This is a genomic window from Candidatus Chordibacter forsetii, from assembly GCF_964187505.1.
GTDB classification, from domain to species: Bacteria; Verrucomicrobiota; Verrucomicrobiia; order Opitutales; family Seribacteraceae; genus Chordibacter; species Chordibacter forsetii.
Genome location: NZ_CAXLML010000170.1, coordinates 1 through 17,924 on the forward strand (window position 1 = coordinate 1; position 17,924 = coordinate 17,924).

15 protein-coding genes are annotated in these 17,924 nt (G+C 46.1%); 9 read left to right on the forward strand and 6 right to left on the reverse strand.

Annotation, left to right across the window (positions count from 1 at the left end):
- Together ACKPQ4_RS07135 and ACKPQ4_RS07140 are read right to left on the reverse strand one after the other, a co-directional pair.
- Window positions 1–1,223 (reverse strand): DEAD/DEAH box helicase (locus tag ACKPQ4_RS07135; protein WP_407680498.1); only part of this gene is annotated, 1,223 nt, incomplete at its 3' end.
- Complete coding sequence (locus ACKPQ4_RS07140; RefSeq protein WP_407680499.1) at window positions 1,220–2,602, reverse strand: outer membrane protein assembly factor BamB family protein; 1,383 nt, start codon at window positions 2,600–2,602, stop codon at window positions 1,220–1,222. The genes ACKPQ4_RS07140 and ACKPQ4_RS07135, both read right to left, overlap by 4 nt.
- 147 nt (window positions 2,603–2,749) lie before the next feature.
- Here ACKPQ4_RS07140 and ACKPQ4_RS07145 point away from each other — a divergent pair, with 147 nt between their 5' ends.
- Entirely contained in the window at window positions 2,750–4,423 is a 1,674-nt protein-coding gene (locus ACKPQ4_RS07145) for a potassium channel family protein (protein WP_407680500.1), read from the forward strand.
- A gap of 37 nt (window positions 4,424–4,460) precedes the next feature.
- Here ACKPQ4_RS07145 and ACKPQ4_RS07150 read toward each other — a convergent pair whose 3' ends face one another.
- Window positions 4,461–6,329 (reverse strand): sulfatase, encoded by a 1,869-nt coding sequence (locus ACKPQ4_RS07150; protein ID WP_407680501.1) that lies wholly within the window; start codon window positions 6,327–6,329, stop codon window positions 4,461–4,463.
- A gap of 5 nt (window positions 6,330–6,334) precedes the next feature.
- A complete protein-coding gene (locus ACKPQ4_RS07155; protein WP_407680502.1) occupies window positions 6,335–8,113 on the reverse strand; it encodes a hypothetical protein in 1,779 nt (592 codons plus the stop codon).
- A gap of 93 nt (window positions 8,114–8,206) precedes the next feature.
- On the opposite strand from ACKPQ4_RS07155, the gene ACKPQ4_RS07160 reads away from it, so the two are divergent.
- The 7 genes from ACKPQ4_RS07160 (at window position 8,207) to nusB (ending at window position 15,477) form a co-directional block, all read left to right on the forward strand.
- Window positions 8,207–9,451 (forward strand): MFS transporter, encoded by a 1,245-nt coding sequence (locus tag ACKPQ4_RS07160; protein WP_407680503.1) that lies wholly within the window; start codon window positions 8,207–8,209, stop codon window positions 9,449–9,451.
- 64 nt (window positions 9,452–9,515) lie between these two features.
- Window positions 9,516–10,127, forward strand: a complete 612-nt coding sequence (locus tag ACKPQ4_RS07165) for a hypothetical protein (RefSeq protein WP_407680504.1) — start codon at window positions 9,516–9,518, stop codon at window positions 10,125–10,127.
- A 30-nt stretch (window positions 10,128–10,157) separates the two neighbouring features.
- Window positions 10,158–11,315 (forward strand): MalY/PatB family protein, encoded by a 1,158-nt coding sequence (locus tag ACKPQ4_RS07170; protein ID WP_407680505.1) that lies wholly within the window; start codon window positions 10,158–10,160, stop codon window positions 11,313–11,315.
- Entirely contained in the window at window positions 11,312–13,366 is a 2,055-nt protein-coding gene (gene ligA / locus ACKPQ4_RS07175) for an NAD-dependent DNA ligase LigA (protein WP_407680506.1), read from the forward strand. Before ACKPQ4_RS07170 ends, ligA begins: the two co-directional genes overlap by 4 nt.
- Window positions 13,367–13,450: 84 nt before the next feature.
- The gene (gene ribB, locus ACKPQ4_RS07180; RefSeq protein WP_407680507.1) at window positions 13,451–14,551 is read left to right on the forward strand and encodes a 3,4-dihydroxy-2-butanone-4-phosphate synthase; all 1,101 of its coding nucleotides are present in this window, start codon (window positions 13,451–13,453) and stop codon (window positions 14,549–14,551) included.
- Window positions 14,552–14,557: 6 nt separating this feature from the next.
- On the forward strand, window positions 14,558–15,025 hold the full coding sequence (gene ribH, locus ACKPQ4_RS07185) for a 6,7-dimethyl-8-ribityllumazine synthase (RefSeq protein ID WP_407680508.1): 468 nt from the start codon (window positions 14,558–14,560) through the stop codon (window positions 15,023–15,025).
- The gene (nusB, locus tag ACKPQ4_RS07190; RefSeq protein WP_407680509.1) at window positions 15,016–15,477 is read left to right on the forward strand and encodes a transcription antitermination factor NusB; all 462 of its coding nucleotides are present in this window, start codon (window positions 15,016–15,018) and stop codon (window positions 15,475–15,477) included. Before ribH ends, nusB begins: the two co-directional genes overlap by 10 nt.
- Window positions 15,478–15,497: 20 nt before the next feature.
- On the opposite strand, the gene ACKPQ4_RS07195 is transcribed toward nusB, so the two are convergent.
- Window positions 15,498–16,862 carry a nucleotide sugar dehydrogenase gene (locus tag ACKPQ4_RS07195; RefSeq protein ID WP_407680510.1) on the reverse strand — a complete coding sequence of 455 codons (1,365 nt, stop codon included), beginning with the start codon at window positions 16,860–16,862 and terminating at the stop codon, window positions 15,498–15,500.
- A gap of 44 nt (window positions 16,863–16,906) precedes the next feature.
- Between ACKPQ4_RS07195 and ACKPQ4_RS07200 the strand changes: the two genes are divergently transcribed.
- Window positions 16,907–17,755, forward strand: coding sequence for an alpha/beta hydrolase (locus ACKPQ4_RS07200; protein WP_407680511.1), 849 nt, complete (start codon window positions 16,907–16,909; stop codon window positions 17,753–17,755).
- On the opposite strand, the gene ACKPQ4_RS07205 is transcribed toward ACKPQ4_RS07200, so the two are convergent.
- Window positions 17,737–17,924 (reverse strand): hypothetical protein (locus ACKPQ4_RS07205; protein WP_407680512.1); only part of this gene is annotated, 188 nt, incomplete at its 5' end. The genes ACKPQ4_RS07200 and ACKPQ4_RS07205 overlap by 19 nt on opposite strands.

Below are 17,924 nucleotides of genomic sequence, written 5' to 3' on the forward strand. Positions count from 1 at the left end.
AGAGGGAGTTCCCTACCATCTATCCGTTTACTAAGCACTGACCTTGCATATTTACCACTCTTCACATTCCGGGCAGTCTCTAAGGATGGAGTGGCCGATCCAAGCAAACAGATGGCATCGTTTAAATAGGCTCGGTATACGGCAACATCGCGACCTTGGTAACGGGGTGCATCCTCCTGCTTGTATGCGGCTTCGTGTTCTTCATCGACCACCACCAATCGTAAGTTTTGCACAGGAGCAAACACAGCCGAACGAGCACCGACCACAATACGTGCCTCTCCACGGACTAATTTCCTCCAAGCATCCAAACGTTCACCTGCCGAAAGATGACTGTGCCAAACCACTACCTCTTCATCACTCTGTCCAAATCGGGCCCGCAAGCGATCGACTGTCTGGGGAGCCAGTGCGACTTCAGGCACAAGAAACAAAACCCCACCACCCTGACCCAAAGCTTTCTCCATCGCCTGACAGTAGACCTCTGTCTTTCCTGAACCTGTAACTCCCTGTAAAAGACGAGTACGAAATTCTCCCGAGTCCAAATCCTCAACGATTTCATCCTTTGCTTGTTGCTGCTCTTCAGTTAATTCGCGTAAGGATTCAACCAGTCCCTCAGCATCATCTGTCCACTCGTCTGAGTAAGCATCCCGGGAGACCTCGGAAATGGATTGCTTAATCAATCCTTTCTTGATCAATCCATCGATCACGGATGGGGAAACTTTTGATTCCCTACCCCAAACAATTGCATCAACCCGTACTTCTTTATTTCCTTTCAAAAGAGCATAAGCATTCGCCTGCTTAGGCGATCGCTTAACCAAATCGGCCACCCGTTCTTCGGGCATAATAATCGCTTCGATCATCCTACGAGTTCTCGCCTCCATTCCGTCCCGTACAGAGGCTGGAATCATTGCTCCCAAAGTATTTTCCAAAGAGCATGCATAGTAAGAGGATATCCACTTAGCCAAGTTAACAAGTTCCGTACTAAGAACCGGTTCTGGTTGTACCAGAGCAGAAACGAAGCGTAATTTTTCCAACGGAGGAGAATGCTCGGGACTTAACGATGAAACCACTCCGATCAATCTTCGGGCACCCAAAGGAATCCGAACCAATGAACCAACCTCCAAACACTCGTACAGGGATTTTTTGGCACCGTAAGTAAGCGCGTGATCAAAACCTCCAAGTGGAAGAACTTCAACCAGGACCGGGCTGGATAAAACTTCTTTCATTCTCCGCGAAAATCGTAACAGAGTAAACGCTTCGACCGCCCGCTCATGCGATCGGTATCGTTCTGCATGATGTAGAGAAGTCCTCGACTAAGGGTTGGCAGGGTCCATGCCTCTGGGGCGAAAAAAAGCTGTGTCCGTTCTTCAATCTTCCAACCGCTTGGCGAAAATTTAATTCTCAGCAAAGATCCAAATTCGGAAAGACTCAAAAAACGATCCTCTAAAAGTAACCAACTTGCCCTAAAAAGTTGGAGCTTAAGTTCACGACCCTGAATCGTTTCCTGCCAAGCAATGAATTCTTTCCATAACACCTCACCGGTTTTCCAATTCAAACAAAAAGCTTCCGCTCCTTGTTGGTGCCTACCCGAAACACCATATAAATAACTCTCATTTTCTACTGGGGTCATCCAATGAATCCCAATATCAGAATTTTCCCAGACTACTTCATAAGAAAAATCCTCGTTGATGCGCAAAAGTACGGAACCTTTTTCATAACACTCCGACAGAAAAACATATTGATCTCCAAGGAAGACCGGGGGACAAGCAGTGGCCGACTCGTATTTTTTTGACCTCCAGGGGAAGCGTATTAATTTTTCGCCCGTTTTTGGATCAAAGATCAAAAGTCCACCAGTTGCTGGCCGGCTTTCGCCACCCGTCATCGCAAGTCCGACTAACCTACCATGAATTGTGGCGAGAACTGGGGAAGAATAACTCGCCCCCCAGTCGTCTTTCAAAATCCATAAAGTCTTTCCGCTTTTACGATCAAACCCGACCATACATTGCCTGCCTCCACCACCAAGGTTGAGAACAAGAACATCTCCGCAAACAATTGGATTTGATCCTTTGCCAAAAAAATACTGCGGAACTTTATATTCCTTTGTCAGATCTCGCTTCCAAATTAATTCGCCTGTTTTTAAATTCAGGCAGGTGAGCCAGGCGGTAACTCCGTGTAAATAAACCCGGTTTTGAAAAATTACCGGACTTGCCCGTGGACCAGCGGAATATCCATAACGATCCCGATAGTCGACTGGGTAGGAATATTCCCAAAGCGGGGCACCACTTATCGCATCTCTACCCTCAGCAACCTCCTGACCATTCATCCGGTGAAAAAGGACCAAAATATCACCCATAATTGCAGGTGATGCATAACCGTCTCCTTTTTCCAATGACCAGACTAAGGAGGGTCCCTCTGCTGGCCATTTTTGCAAAAGAGGTGACTCCAAAGACTTGGCATTATCTGCCAGACCATTAAAGCGTGGCCAATCTTCTACCACCGCACTCTTTGATAATGGTTTGGGAGCCAAAAATTGCGTCCACCGTTCCTCAGCAAACGAAGAGAAGCAAAAAAAGAGAAACCATACGAAATTGGAAATTTTAGTCACTTCACAAGCAATCTTCGATCTGGAGCATGTCTTCAACCCGAAAGCAACTTATTCGTACATCCAAGCGGTTGGGCGCAAAACATTCTCGCACCCCAAGGATATTCCATCTAAACTATAGAAACAGTTGTGAAAGCTTCCATCCACTTCATGCCCTCTATATTTAGGGAACGCAATCGGCGCAAAAATGTTACCCGCCTCTTAAAACTCTTTGTAATATTAGCGGTCTTTGTGGTTCTTTACATGAACCTCTATCGTTCGATCATGGGCGACGAGCGCAACGATGCCTATATTGGATGGGTTGAGTCCCTCTACTGGGTACTGACAACCATGTCCACCTTGGGCTACGGGGATATTACCTTCTCGGGCAATACTGGGCGCTTATTCTCGATGGCAGTGATGTTTACCGGTGTGTTCTACCTCTTTATTGTTCTCCCTTTTGCTTTCATGGAGTTTCTTTACAAACCCTTTGTGGAGTACCAGTCGGGAGCCCGTGTGCCCAAGCGTTACGAATGTGGAGAGCAAAAACATGTCATTCTCACCCATTATGATTCCATTAGCCATGCTTTGATGGAAAAGCTAAGCCAGTTTGGGTATCCCTTTGTTTTGGTAATCGATAAATTGAAGGATGCCCAAAAATATCATGACATGGGCATACCAGTTATGTTTGGATCGATCGAAGACCGGGAAACTTTTGAGGCTGCGGGGATTAAGAATGCTGCCATGGTCGTGGCTACAGACGACGATATCCGCAATGTCAATGTGGCCTTCCGGGCCCGGGATGTTGACCCTAAACTTCCCATCGTTGGCACCTGTAATAATCCAAGTTCGGAAGATATTATCGAATTGGCAGGAGCTAATCATGTTATTCGCTTTGCCAAACAGATGGGTAGTTTTCTTGCCCGCAGAATCTCTTGTACCGATAATAACACCCATGTCATTGGTTCTTTTGGAGAGGTCTTGATCGCAGAAGCAACTGTCCATGGAACTCCCCTGGTTGGAAAACAACTACAGGAAACCACTCTTCGTGAAGAATATGGAGTTAATGTGGTGGGTATTTGGGAGCGTGGGAATTTTGAAACCCCGGAAGCGACCACCATGCTTAATAACCACACCGTCCTTCTGCTTGCTGGTACCCAGACCAGTTTTGACAAGTATGACCATGACTTTAAAAACTTTTCCTCAAACTCCGCCCCTGTCATTATCATTGGAGCCGGACGGGTGGGAAGGGAAACAGCCAAGACTCTGCACGAGATGAATGTGCCCTACCGAGTGATTGAAACTGACGAGAAAAAAGCCGGCATGGTGGACAATTCAATCCTCGGAGATGCCTCTGAAAAAGCCGTCCTCGAACGGGCTGGCATAAACAAGGCTCCTGCCGTTGTCATCACGAGTCATAATGATGAGAGCAATATGTACCTAACCATTTATTGCCGAAAATTACGTCCTGATATTCAAATTGTCAGCCGAGCATTCCTTCATCGAAATGTCGAACCACTCCACCGTGCTGGAGCAGATTTTGTCATGTCTCAAGATTGGATGGGTGCAAACACCATCTTTAACTTACTAAACCGTGCAGAAATCCTTATGATTACCGAGGGGCTGGATGTATTCAGCCAAAAGACCCCGAAGTCGCTCGCTGGTGTGTCCGTTAGGGATTCAAAAATCCGGGATAAAACGGGTTGCAGTATCGTAGCAATTAAAGGAGATGCTGGAACGATTATCACTCCCTCACCCAAGGACGAGTTTTGTAAAAATGGAGAGATTATCTTAATCGGCAGCGAAGCTGCTGAAAAAGCATTCGAATCTAAATTCTGCTCTTAAAATTTCAAGAAGGACAAGTATTTCCCGAGATTAGGTTTTAACGAACCACCTCAAGGGCAGTCTTCTGATCGTCTCCCTTTTTCATTTGCGGATAGGAAATAAGAAAATTGTTCTCGTCAATCAGGTTGAAGACATAATGAGTAACCTTCGGAGGTAGAGTTGCTTCCACTTTGGCAGGTTGTTTACCCTTAGCCGGAATTACCTGAGCCTCTAAGGGGAACCATTCGCTATCACTGCTATGTCCGTTGATCGTGTAGATTACTTGAGCACGGGTAACTTTGGCCCCATTTTCCTTAAAGCGTAAACGCACCCGACGATTGGTCCTCTGTTCATCAACCACAGAGAGAAGTTGATTAGCCCCAGGTATTTTCACCCTCGTACAGGTAGGATTATAATAGGTCATCCCCGCATCCATTCCCTCAAGAAATTCAAGTAATTCTGCATTCATCGATTTAGCAAGTTCGGGAAGCTTCTGGCTAAGATCAATTTCCTCTTCCCAATCCACCCGCTTGCCCTTGGAGTCATACAACTGATAAAGCTCCAGGCGTGGACGCTCATAGACATGATTGTAAATCAATTTATATCCATTTTTCAAATGGGCAGACTGTTGACAATATCCATTGGGGAAATGCCAGAATATCGATTCTCTGGGTTGCTCAGTACGGGAATCAATCACATTTCCCCGATCATTCGGATCAACTTTTAAAAGGGTAGTTAAATTGCTTCCATCCAATTTCTGATTGGCTGAATTTGGCGTGTTCGTCCAATCAAGAATCGTGGGGTAAAAGTCCAGTCCACTAACTACAACTTCGCTTGTAATATCTTTTTTCACCTGAGGGCCTGAAATAATGAAAGGCACCCGAATGCCACCTTCACGAATATGAATCTTCCCTTTATCGAGAGGGAAATTATCTGTAAATACGATATTACTGTAACCCTCCATGCCTCCATTATCTGAACTAAAAATAAGGTAGGTATTTTCGATCAGCTTATGCCCGGGCCACCTGGGATCATCTGTGTCTTCGAGGTATCCGACTAACCGTCCGATGTAATAGTCAAGAGTTTCAACCATTGCACAATAGTAGGGATTTCTCTGCCCCTCCAACGTCCAACCCTTTGGATCTTTCGGATACTCAACTCCCAACTTTTCACAGTATTTCCTCAAAAGCTGCTCACTTCTCGTTTGGATAGGCGTATGGACCAGCCAACTGGCGTAATAAAGAAACATCGGATCTGATTTGTTTTCAGAAAGGAATCTTAAGGCTTCCTCGGTAACATGATCAGTTGGGTATCCATTCTCATCCAAACGGTAAGCGTCTTTATCTTGATTCGTGGCGAATCCAACCAATCGATTAGGCATACCATTTTGTACGCCTCTTGCCTGAGAGTTTCCTGGATAATGACTGGTAAAATCAAATCCTTCATCTTTGGGTTGAGGAAAAGCATAATGATTTACCGCAATGTGCCATTTGCCCACATGACCTGTCCGGTATCCATTTGATTTCAACGCCTCGGCAATAGTAGTTTCCTCTGTATCCATACCTCCACGACACCAGGGTGAGACAAATGAATTTTGGTGGTGGAAAACAGACGGAGGTTTCCCGGATGCAACTGTGGTACTCATAGTTCGTGCGGGATGCTTCCCACTGATTATAGCACACCTGCTCGGGCTACATACCGGAGATGGAGAATATCCATTTTTAAAAAGCACGCCACGCTTGGCCAAGCCGTCAATATTGGGTGTCTCATAAGGACAAGGTTCGTCGAGGTCATAGCAAACTACATCCTGCCAACCCAAATCATCCACCAGCATTAATAAAACATTTGGCTTGGCCGGGCGTTTATCCTCACCATGCAACCACAGACCGGCTCCAATAAAACAAACCAAACCAACTAATCTTTTCATCTCAATCATCTCTTTCCTTTTCCTATTTTGGATGGCAAAAAGTCCACCCTAGTAAACTTATTCATCCGAGGAATACTTACCTTCAAAACACCATTTTGCACCTGATATGGACCAAGTTCAAACAGCTCAACATCCTCATCCTTCCCCGTATTCGGATTTATGTTTTTAGTGGTTACATCGACCTTATAATAAGAACCATTTGTAAATCCTTCCTCCCGAAAATCCCGTCGTGACTTTGAATGATTAAACCGTTTACCTTCCTGGATTTTTGCGGGGATGGAAACCTTGGCATCAGCAATTCCCGAACCACCACTAGAATAAATCAAATTGGTAAATGTTTTCTTCGTCCGATTCCAGGTTGAAACCCGGTAGCGTTCATTCCCTGTATAACCCGGTCCAGAAACCGATAAATCATTTCCAATCTCCCCTGCCATGGCATGTCGAACAACCTCATCTCTTCCTCCACCTGCCTGAGAAAACCACTTCCAAATATAAAACTGTAAGTGATTGGGATCAGGGGGATTTTGATAATCTTTGATGGTGAAATTTTTTCCCTGCCCATCTGAAACCCTAAAATCCTGATCTGCACCACGCAGAGAAACTTTCTGTGTAATGATTGCTGGGCCACCATCGGAAGCAGGAATGACTAAGTCGGGTCTTAATTCTCCCACCCGGCCATTGTAATCGCGCCTCTTGGTAAGCCCCATAGCCCATGGGCTTTCATTATCAGTCCATAAAAAATTCATCACATTCATTCCCCGCTCCATAGATTTCCCCATCAAGGTAAGGGTCTTGTAAAAACTATCGACCTCATCTTTTCGACCATCTCCGTTCACATCAGCACTCAGTATCATCGACCCAAGTTTACCGTCGTTCCAATTCACCCAAGCCTCGGCGGAAACGATTGGTTTCCACCAGTAGCCCTCACGGTCTAATTTTTGACGAACCAAATCATAATTTCCCCAAGTCGAAGTAATATAGCTACCATCCATCATCCCATAGCCATCGTGATGGTCGGAAACATTTATATTTAAAGAATCTACGAGATCGAGCAGGGCATGGTTGCGAATTTTCTGCTCAAAATAATCATCCACCGCCTGTCCACCCAACCCCTTTAATCCATCGATGACCGGACAACCCTGACAAGGAGAAGTTCCTGATGTGGAAATTAATACGGGAATAGCAGGCTCTTGGTTGTAGACTCCACGAATCGCCTTTGCTCCCTTGATAAAGATCTCGTTATGTAAAAATTCAACATCTGCACCTGGGAGGATGCTCTTTAGGTTGGTCTCATGCCCGAGCTGCCAGGAATGTACGCGTCCCTTAAAATGTTCGGCCAACCTCGAAAGAAAAGCATTAAAATGATCGGGCTTTGGCCTGCGCCCCCCATTAGGGGCAATTTCTGATGCCCAGCCGGGTGTACCAAAGAAAACAAATTCAACAAACAATCCCTTCTCGTTTGCCATATCGACCACCTGATCGAACATTTTCAAACCACCCGATGGATTATTTTGATAATCGCAATGCTTCTCGCTTGGTTCCACCTGTGGCCATGCTACCCAAAACATAGCATAACTGCTGTGCTCTCCAAGTACCGGGCGGGTTATTTCATATATATTATTGAGCGGCCTCGAAACAGATGGCTGCCAACGCACTCCTACCTGCATGTGATCGGTGGTCCATTCAAAGGCAGGCTTAGCTACCAGAGCCGATACACCCAAGGTCAAAAGGAGAGTAAAATAAGGTAGAAGTAAAAAGTTTCGTTTCCTCAATTGATTATTCATAAAAGCAGATTCAGTTAAAAGAATGACCTACCTAATATAAGGATTTTCTCGAGAACAAGGCTTATTCGTTCGATATTCCAACCTTTTTCATTCATGCATGACTTAATCGGAACAAAACTTATGTCCCCTCCTCCAAGTCATCAATCCATTGCCCGGCGAACCTTTCATCTCGACCTAGTTAACAGTTCGATGAGTGGAATATTGGAGGTGGGTTTCGGAACCTTTGCCATCCTCATTGCCATTCGTTTTCTTGATGCATCCGATACCATTAAAGCGATCCTCGCCTCTGGAGTATCCGCCGGATTATTACTTGTTCCATACATGCAAAGATTGGCGGCTTGGACTGCTTTATCCACCAGTAGCTTCTGTGCTTTGCTGATGCTAATTTCTTCAGCCTGCTTATTTTTTGCCGCTCAACTCAAAGACCCCTGGGCTCTGGCTATCTCTTTATTTCTGGCCCAAGTCTGTTTTTCACAACTCCCGGGCTTTATGATTCAAGTATATTCCAGGAACTATGGATCAAATGAACGCGGAAAAAAGTTAGCATGGAACTTCATTCTTTCTGCTGCCATTGGTATGGTACTATCCTACGTAGGGGGAACCTACCTTGATACTCAATCTGCTGACCCCGGATGGATTTTTCGGGCCATGGCTTTGGTTTCTTTGGGATCTGCTGTTGCACTCTTTTTAATTCCTTCACAACCCATTACTAAGGGGAACCGAAACCCGGGATTATTGGACAGTTTAAAATTGCTTAAAGAAGATCGGCTATTTGCCAGCATGTTACTGGCGTGGATGGTTATGGGACTGGGAATTATCATGACTCTACCCCTGCGGGTGGAATACCTGAGCGGTTCTGGCGGGCTAGATTTGAGTAACGAACAAATAGCCCTGGTCACGGTGGTAATCTTTTCTGTTGCCCGAATTATAAGTTCACGACTTTGGGGAGAACTTTTTGACCGTATTCGTTTCTTGTTTTTTCGCATCTCTCTTAACCTTATCCTTATCGCAGCCACCCTGGTTTATTTTCATGCTGATGGATTACTCGGGGTATCTCTGGGTGCCATGCTTGCGGGAGTAGGAGTTGGGGGATCTAAAATTGCATGGAGTTTGTGGGTAACTAAACTTGCACCTGAAGGGATGGAGGCCAGGTACATGGGTGCCCATGTTGCCCTAACTGGACTTCGCGGGGCACTTGCTCCTTTTCTTGGTTATTGGATGCTTAGCATGATGGGCTACCAAGGCGTGGCCTGGTTGTCTGTTGCTTTGGTTACTCTATCCACCCTGCTCTTCCTACGTCTATTTACCCATCAAAGAGCCAAGGAAAACGGCTTGTAAATTATTTGGATATTACAGAGTTGTCGATTGACGGGCTGTGGGGGGGTGGTTTGATAGAGGGTCTATGAAATCAACCCTCTACCTTGCACTTCTTTGTATTACCATAACCACCTCACTTTCGGCAAAAGCACGATTGGGGGAATATTTCCTCGGATTTGGATATAGTATGGCCGATGGAAGCGGAGGAACCGACAACAGGGAGGGAGATTTTCTACGTATCACTGCCAGTTCTCCCAATGATGCAAATTCAGACCTCAGTATTTATCTTGATTACGGAACTATGAATTTTGGTGGCCAAGATGCATCCTCCTGGAACTTAGGGGCGGATTACCTTGCTCATTTCCAAGGGGTTGGCGGGAGGTCATTACGACTTCGTCCCTATCTGGGTGCAGGTGTAGGCTTTATTGATGATGAAAGACCGATCAAGTTAGGAGACGATGGATTTACCTGGAGCCTGCTCTTGGGTACCGAATTACAATTTACTAATTCCTTATCTCTTCATTTGGGTGGCCGGTTTTTAGGTTTATGGTCGGAATTTGGAGAAAATGAATTCACCGTAGATACGGGCATAACTTGGTGGTTTGATGCCATACACGGGGTGAGTTTGGAGTACCAACGAGCTTTCGAGGCAGAACTTCATTACTTCACTCTGAAGTATCTCTACTCTTGGCAATAAACGATATATTTAAATAGGCGGGAGGGACGATTGAGTGTTTATTCATGGTTTGATGACTGTCCCGACCGAAAGGACAGACCAAGTTTAAAGTGGGGAAAATATTCAGGTAGAGATATCCTCCCACTATGGGTTGCCGATATGGACTTTCGAGCACCACCTGCAGTGGTTGATACAGCTCGCAAAGAGGCCGAATTTGGCAATTACGGTTATGCCAAGTGCCATCCTGAGCTTACCGACGCCGTTCTTGAATACACCAGTCGTTTATATGACTGGAAAATTGATCCCAACTGGATCGTTTGGCTACCCGGCATGGTCTGTGCCCTTAATGTTTGTTGCCGTATGCAACAAGACAATGCCAGCCAGGTGCTCACCCATGTACCTGTCTACCCACCCTTTTTATCGGCACCGGGAAACTTTGATTTAACCTGCACTCAACTCCCCCTGAGACTTCAGGGTAATCGTTTCTCCATGGATTTCGAGCTCCTGGAAAAGACACCGACCCAACCCGGCGACCTTTTTCTTCTCTGCCATCCTCACAATCCAGTAGGTACCGCTTTTACCAATGAAGAACTCGAACGGTTTTCCCGCTGGGCAGAAGAAAGAGAATTACTTGTTTGCTCCGACGAAATCCATTGTGATCTTCTGCTCGAGCCAAACCTCAAACATCTTCCGTTGGCCAACCTGAACCCAAAAATCGCCGAAAGTACCATCACCCTGATGGCTCCCAGTAAAACTTACAACCTTCCCGGTTTCGGTTGTTCTTTTGCGATAATTTCTAACCCCGACATTCGTTTACGCTTCAAGAAGGCCATGGCCGGTATCGTGCCTGACCCTCCAGCCATGGGTTTTCGTTTGGCTGAAATTGCTTATCGGCAAGGAGAAGAATGGCGTCAGGCACTACTTAAATATTTGCGTAAAAACCGAGATTTCGCCCTCGAACGCTTGCACAAAATGACCGGACTGACGCCCTACTCTCCCGAAGCTACTTATTTACTTTGGATAGATGCCCGGGAACTAAAGGCTGAGAATCCGCATCGTTTTTTCGAAGAACATGGGGTTGGCCTTTCGGATGGTTCCGACTTTGGATCTCCCGGCTTTTTGCGGCTAAACCTTGGATGCTCTAAAAATTTGCTCGGTCAAGCACTGGATCGTATGGAACGGGCGTGTTCCTCCATGGTTCAAAAATGAGTGCTTCCAAGACGGATAAATTAAAAACTCAACGGCTTGAGGAGTTACAGGCCGAACTCAAACGGCACGACGAACTTTACTACCGATTAGCTCAACCAGGTATTTCTGACCAACTCTACGATCAGAAAAAACGGGAACTCGAAGAATTAGAGGCAGAGATCGATCCTCTGGGGTTATTTTCTAAAAGCTCTGAGCATTCGAACAATGCTCAACCTCCCGTCGTTGGGGACGATCGCCTGGAATCCTTTTCTTCGCATCGCCACCTCAAACCGATGCTCAGCTTGGATAATACTTATGATGAGGAAGAATTCATTGAATTCGATCAACGATTAAGACGAATTTTTGAAACCGAAAAACTTTCCTATGTGGTCGAACCCAAGATTGATGGAGTCGCGATCTCTCTGACTTATAAGAATGGAAAACTAGTCACTGCCACCACCCGTGGAAATGGTGTGGAGGGAGATGTAGTCACCCAAAACCTCGAACACCTTGAACATTTACCCCATCAACTAAGTGGATCAAGCCTGCCAGAACTCATTGAAATTCGCGGAGAAATTTATATGAGTCATCAAGAGTTCGAACGAATCAACAGTGAGAGGGAAAAGAACGAACTTTCGCTTTACGCCAACCCACGAAATTTGGCTGCTGGAACCATCAAATTGCTCGATCCCAAGGAAGCAAGAAAACGAAAACTGGAAATTGTTCTTTATGGCCTGGGAGCATGCACTCCGGAAAACCATTTTTCCAATCTTTCTGAATTTCATCAGGCCCTCTCCCATTGGGGTGTACCCGCAGTGGAATATTTTCGCCAAGTTGACCATGCAGATGACGCCTGGAAATCCATTCAGGAACTTGATCAATTAAGGCATAGCTACGGTTATCCCACCGACGGAGCGGTCATTAAGCTAAACTCCTTTGCCCTTCAGGCAGAGGCAGGTCATACCTCCAAATCACCCCGCTGGGCGATTGCCTACAAGTTCGAGACCGAACGGCAGGAAACCATCCTTGAAGCCATTCATTTACAGGTTGGTCGAACTGGAGCGATTACCCCAGTCGCCCACCTTTCCCCTGTTCAATTAGCTGGCACTCAGGTTTCGCGGGCCAGCCTGCACAATGCGGACGAAATCTCCCGTAAGGATATACGGGTCGGAGATCATGTTATTGTCGAAAAAGCCGGAGAAATTATTCCTCAGGTCGTCGAGGTGGTTTTGGCCAAAAGGCCCGCCAACAGTTCCCCTTTTACCTTCCCCACAATTTGTCCGGTTTGTAAAACCAAACTCGAACGAGTGGATGGAGAAGCAGCCTGGAAATGCCCCAACCCGCTCTGTAGCGAACAAGTAAAAGGAAGAGTGCGTTACTTTGCTTCCCGGGGATGTATGGATATCGATCATCTTGGCGAGGCGGTGGTGGACCAACTGGTCGACCGTAAAATGGTGCGTCAAACATCTGACCTGTTTAGTCTAAGCAAAGAACAATTTTTACAACTCGATGGCTTTGCAGAAAAGTCTGCAGAAAACTTGGTTCAAGCGATCCAAAAAAGTAAACAGCAGGAACTTTGGAGATTAATATGTGCCCTAGGTATTAAGCATGTCGGATCCGCCGCCGCCAAAGATCTCGCCCGAAACTTCCGCTCACTGCCAAACTTAGCTAAAGCAGAACTTATCGATTTGGTCGCTATTGACGGGATTGGGGAAATTATGGCTCAAAGTGTGGTTGAATTCTTTAAGAATTCTGAAAATCAATCCATGCTCGAAAAATTTGCTCAATACGGATTATCTCCAGAACTCGAGATTGATGAATCAACCGGTACTCCATGGACAGGAAAATCTTTTGTTCTAACTGGCTCACTCACATCGATGACCAGGGAAGAAGCCGGTTCCCGCATCGAATCCCTCGGTGGAAAGTCCACCTCCAGCGTGAGCAAACGAACCTCCTGCCTGGTAGCTGGGCCAGGAGCAGGGTCCAAACTTGATAAGGCGAAAAAACTCGGGGTTCATGTGATCGACGAACCCGCGTTTCTTGCATTACTGGAAAGCCCTAAATCATTATAATTTAATCTGCGCAGGACCGAATTGAATTGAGCAAAACTCAAGGTTATTCTAGAGTTTACTGCTTTAATCTTTAGTTCTTTTAATATGCCTGCCTCAAAAAAAACCGCGTTTGACCCCGTAGAAGATGCGATCGCCGATATCGCTAGTGGACGCATGGTCATAGTCACGGACGACGAAGATCGCGAAAACGAGGGCGATTTGGTCATGGCCGCATCAAAAGTAACTCCGGAAGCGATCAACCATATGATCGCACATGCCCGCGGATTGATCTGTGTACCCCTGTTAAGTAATCAATTAAAAAGACTTGGGGTAACCAGCATGGTTCCTCACAACCGCGAAGCCCAGCGTACCGACTTTACTGTATCTGTCGATGCTGCCGAAGGCATTACCACGGGGATTAGTGCTTTCGATCGTGCTACCACGATTCAGATCCTTGCCAATCCAACAGGCAATCCCGAAGAATTGGTCCAACCCGGTCATGTCTTTCCCTTGCGTGCTCGCTCCGGTGGAGTTTTGGAACGGGCTGGCCATACCGAAGCCGCCGTGGATCTCGCCTCTCTTTCTGGATTACATCCCAGTGGTGTAATTTGTGAGATCCTCAAGGAGGACGGTACCATGGCTCGTCTTCCTGACCTTCTAAAACTCAAGAAAAAATGGGGAATGAAGCTGATTTCCATCGCTTCCTTAATCGAATACCGTCACCAGCGCGAACGATTGATCAACAAGGTAAGTGAATCAGAATTTCCCACAAAATATGGAACCTTTACTTTGCATGTCTTTTCCAGCGTACTGGATCGTCGAATCCATTATGCCCTGACCCTTGGAAAAATTTCCAAGCGCTCAACCACTTTGGTCCGCGTACAATCGGCCAATGTACTTACCGACGCACTTGGCCTTTCAACTAAGGGACGTCCGAGCAGCGGAATTGCTGAAGCCATGGAAGCGATTGCCAAGAATAAGTCAGGTGCCCTTATCTATTTGGAACCTCGCCGCAAGGAGGCTGAGGAAATGATCGGTTCTGAACTTACTCCCGGAAAGATGGACTTTCGGGATTATGGAATTGGTGCCCAAGTCCTGTCTGCACTTGGCATTAAGAAATTACGCCTACTCACCCGGGATCGTCGCCGCGTCGTTGGTCTCGAAGGGTATGGGTTGGAAATTGTCGAACGCACCCTACTCTCCTAAAATTCTATGAGTACAGATTATCCAAGCCCTCCACAGATCGACCCATCTCCATTTGCTTTTGGAATTGTTTGTGCCCGCTTTAACGAGTCTTTAACTCAGAGCCTGCTTGATCGAGTGCTCGAAATTTTACAGGAACAGGGAAAACCCTCCGAGCTTGTCATCGAACGGGTTCCAGGTTCACATGAAGTTCCCGCCGGACTTTCCCTGCTTGCAGATAGCGGTCGATTTTCCTGCCTCATTGGATTGGGTGTGGTCATCAAAGGAGCGACTTCGCACCACCACTTAGTCGCTGAATCGGCTGGAAATGCCATTCAATCCCTTGTGGTCCAACACCGCTTACCTATCATCAATGGAATTGTGGTAACAGATGACTTAAACTCCGCCGAGGAGCGCATTACCGGTACGCTCGACCGCGGTCGCGAATTTGCACACGCCGCTTTGGAAATGGCAAGACTTAGACAAAAATGGACTTAGACCTAATAATTAATCCAGAATGGAGCCCGAGACGCCAAAACCGTACGGCTGCCTTTCGTTTTTTATACCAGTGGGAAATTAATCCGCCGGAAGATTTGATTGAGGAATTGCACGAATTTCTCAACAAGCTGGAAAAAAACGAGGGATATTTTGGATATGCTATCGAATTAGTTGATGGAATTCTCGATAAATTAGAGTCGATCGATTCATTGATTAACGAATTGGTCGCCAACTGGGAATTTTCCCGAATTGCCAAGACCGATCTCGCGATTCTGCGCCTGGGAATTTATGAAATTTTATACCGCTTGGATGTTCCACCTGTTGTTGTTATCGATGAGGCATTGGAAATAAGTAAAGATTTCTGCTCCGACAATTCCCGGAAATTTCTCAACGGTGTACTCGACGAGGCAAGCAAGCGGAGTGGTCGGCCAAACCGACAACCTTCGGTTTAAACCAATTTAAATTGGCGGGCCTATGCCCTGCCAATTCCCTGCGCCCGAAAGCCGATTTTTCTCAAAGCCTCAAGATCGAGGAGGTTTCGACCATCAAACAAAATAGCAGGTTGATGCATGGCTGCATGGATGGCTGAGTAGTCTAAGTCCTTAAATTCATCCCACTCCGTGAGCAGAGCAATCGCATGAGATTCCTTGCATGCCTCAACGGCGGTAGAGGAAAACTCAATTCTGCCCACAGCCTCTTCCTCCGTCCATCCAAGAGTGGAAAGAATACTCTCCTTTGTTACCCTGGGATCGTAAATCGCAAGATTTGCTTTTTCTTCAAGCAAACGCCGACATATTCCAATCGCTGGAGATTCCCGGGCATCATTGGTGTCTTTCTTAAAGGCATAGCCAAGAATAGAAATTCGTTTACCCGACACTGTGTTGAACATCGAGTCGAGCAAACGGGTGACAAAACGTTCCTTTTGGTACTCGTTCATTCGAATTACCTGCTCCCAATAATCAGCAACCTGTGGTAAGTCGAAGTGCCTGCAAAGGTAGCAAAGATTCAAAATATCTTTTTGGAAACAAGACCCCCCAAACCCGATCGAACTCTTAAGGAATTTCGGCCCGATCCGACTGTCTGTACCAATGGCACGAGCAACCTCGTCCACATTGGCTTCGGTAGCTTCGCAAAGTGCAGAAATCGCATTGATGCTTGAAATTCGCTGAGCAAGAAAAGCATTGGCAGTAAGTTTAGAAAGTTCGGATGACCATAAATTGGTGGTGATAATTCTTTCCTTGGGTACCCACTGGGCATAAATGCTTACTACTTTCTCAACCGCTTCCTGTCCAGCGGGAGAAGTTTCCCCACCGATGAGCACACGATCTGGATTTTCTAAATCTGTCATTGCCGTACCTTCGGCAAGGAATTCGGGATTGGAAATAACCTGATAAGAATGTCCATTGTTTGCGGAGTCCAAAATCTCCTTAACCATTTGGGCTGTTCTTACCGGCACAGTTGATTTTTCCACCACCACTTTGTTACCCCCACCTGCCCGGGCAATTCCACGGGCACAGGATTCAACAAATCGTAAATCTGCGGCCTGTCCTGAACCAGATCCATAATCCTTAGTTGGAGTATTCACACTGATAAAAATAACATCAGCAGCCCGTATTTTTTCATCCACATCGGTACTGAAGAATAAATTCTTGTCGCGATTCTGACTTACAATTTCTTCGAGGCCCGGTTCATAGATGGGTAAATCTCCCGAGTTCCATGCGGCAATGCGCTCTGCGTTCAAATCGACCACCGTGACTTCGGTATCGGAACACTTATGAGCGATCATCGCCATGGTTGGACCACCTACATACCCTGCTCCTATACAACAAATTTTCATCGCCCAAACACTTAGCAGGAATTAAGGAATAGGGCTACAAAAGAATGGATCATACAACTATCTACACTTTGGCCTCCACTTCCATCATCGATGACTTCATTAACTTCCCTTGGGGAAGGATGGCAATAATTGGTTTGGCCCTTTACTTGATTCTGCTCTTTTATGCTTGGGTATTTGCCGATCGTATCCTTTTTCCTGCACCGAAGAACCCAAGCTATGTTAAGGATGAAACAGTCTTTTTTCTGGAAACCGAGAAGGGTTCAAAGATTGCATGCAAGCATTGGAATGCGGATAAGCCAAAAGGACTCACCCTGCTGTACAGTCACGGCAATGGGGAAGACATCGGCAGGATTGAAGAGTTTTTGAAAACCTGGATTTCAGAAGGTTGGTCTGTAATTACTTATGATTACCCAGGTTATGGGCACAGCCCGGGCAAACCGTCTGAAGTTGGTTGTTATCAAGCCATTGATGCCGTCTTCGAACATTTAACTGAACAAAAAGAAATAAATCCTCATGAAATTGTCCTCTGGGGAAGATCACTTGGAACTGGCCCAAGCTGCTACCTCGCAGAAAAGCAAAAAGTAGGTGGTATAATCCTTGAGACTCCATTCATGACCGCGTTTCGAACGGTTACAGAAACCCCCTTTCTTCCCTGGGACCGTTTTCGCAACCTCGAACGGGCACCCTCCATCCATTGCCCATCTTTGGTGATACACGGGATAAAAGATGAGGTTGTACCCTTCCGTCACGGAAAGCGCGTATATGATGCCCTACCCGAGCCCAAACGCTTTCTCGAATTTGAAGCTGCTGGTCATAACGATTTACCCGAAATCGGGGGAATAAAATATCGTTCCAGTATAAACGAATTTTTCAATCAAGTTCTTGATGATTGATTTTGCTTATCGCTCCCGCTAATTTTTAATGATGGGTCAATGATCGGAAAAAGGGAATAAACATGGGTATTGGGAATAGTTAAATGTTTGGAATGAGTCAAAAGGAGGGGCGAATCTTTCGCATAGCTCTCATCGGCCACTTGATTTTGGCGTTCGGTATAGTCGTCTA

Coding starts and splice junctions, on each gene's coding strand:
- ACKPQ4_RS07165 (WP_407680504.1), top strand. CDS start 9,516: ATGAAATCAACCCTCTACCTTGCACTTCTTTGTATTACCATAACCACC.
- ribH (WP_407680508.1), top strand. CDS start 14,558: ATGAGTACAGATTATCCAAGCCCTCCACAGATCGACCCATCTCCATTT.
- ACKPQ4_RS07150 (WP_407680501.1), bottom strand. CDS start 6,329: ATGAAAAGATTAGTTGGTTTGGTTTGTTTTATTGGAGCCGGTCTGTGG.
- ACKPQ4_RS07155 (WP_407680502.1), bottom strand. CDS start 8,113: ATGAATAATCAATTGAGGAAACGAAACTTTTTACTTCTACCTTATTTT.
- nusB (WP_407680509.1), top strand. CDS start 15,016: ATGGACTTAGACCTAATAATTAATCCAGAATGGAGCCCGAGACGCCAA.
- ACKPQ4_RS07200 (WP_407680511.1), top strand. CDS start 16,907: ATGGATCATACAACTATCTACACTTTGGCCTCCACTTCCATCATCGAT.
- ribB (WP_407680507.1), top strand. CDS start 13,451: ATGCCTGCCTCAAAAAAAACCGCGTTTGACCCCGTAGAAGATGCGATC.
- ACKPQ4_RS07160 (WP_407680503.1), top strand. CDS start 8,207: ATGCATGACTTAATCGGAACAAAACTTATGTCCCCTCCTCCAAGTCAT.
- ligA (WP_407680506.1), top strand. CDS start 11,312: ATGAGTGCTTCCAAGACGGATAAATTAAAAACTCAACGGCTTGAGGAG.
- ACKPQ4_RS07145 (WP_407680500.1), top strand. CDS start 2,750: ATGCCCTCTATATTTAGGGAACGCAATCGGCGCAAAAATGTTACCCGC.
- ACKPQ4_RS07195 (WP_407680510.1), bottom strand. CDS start 16,862: ATGAAAATTTGTTGTATAGGAGCAGGGTATGTAGGTGGTCCAACCATG.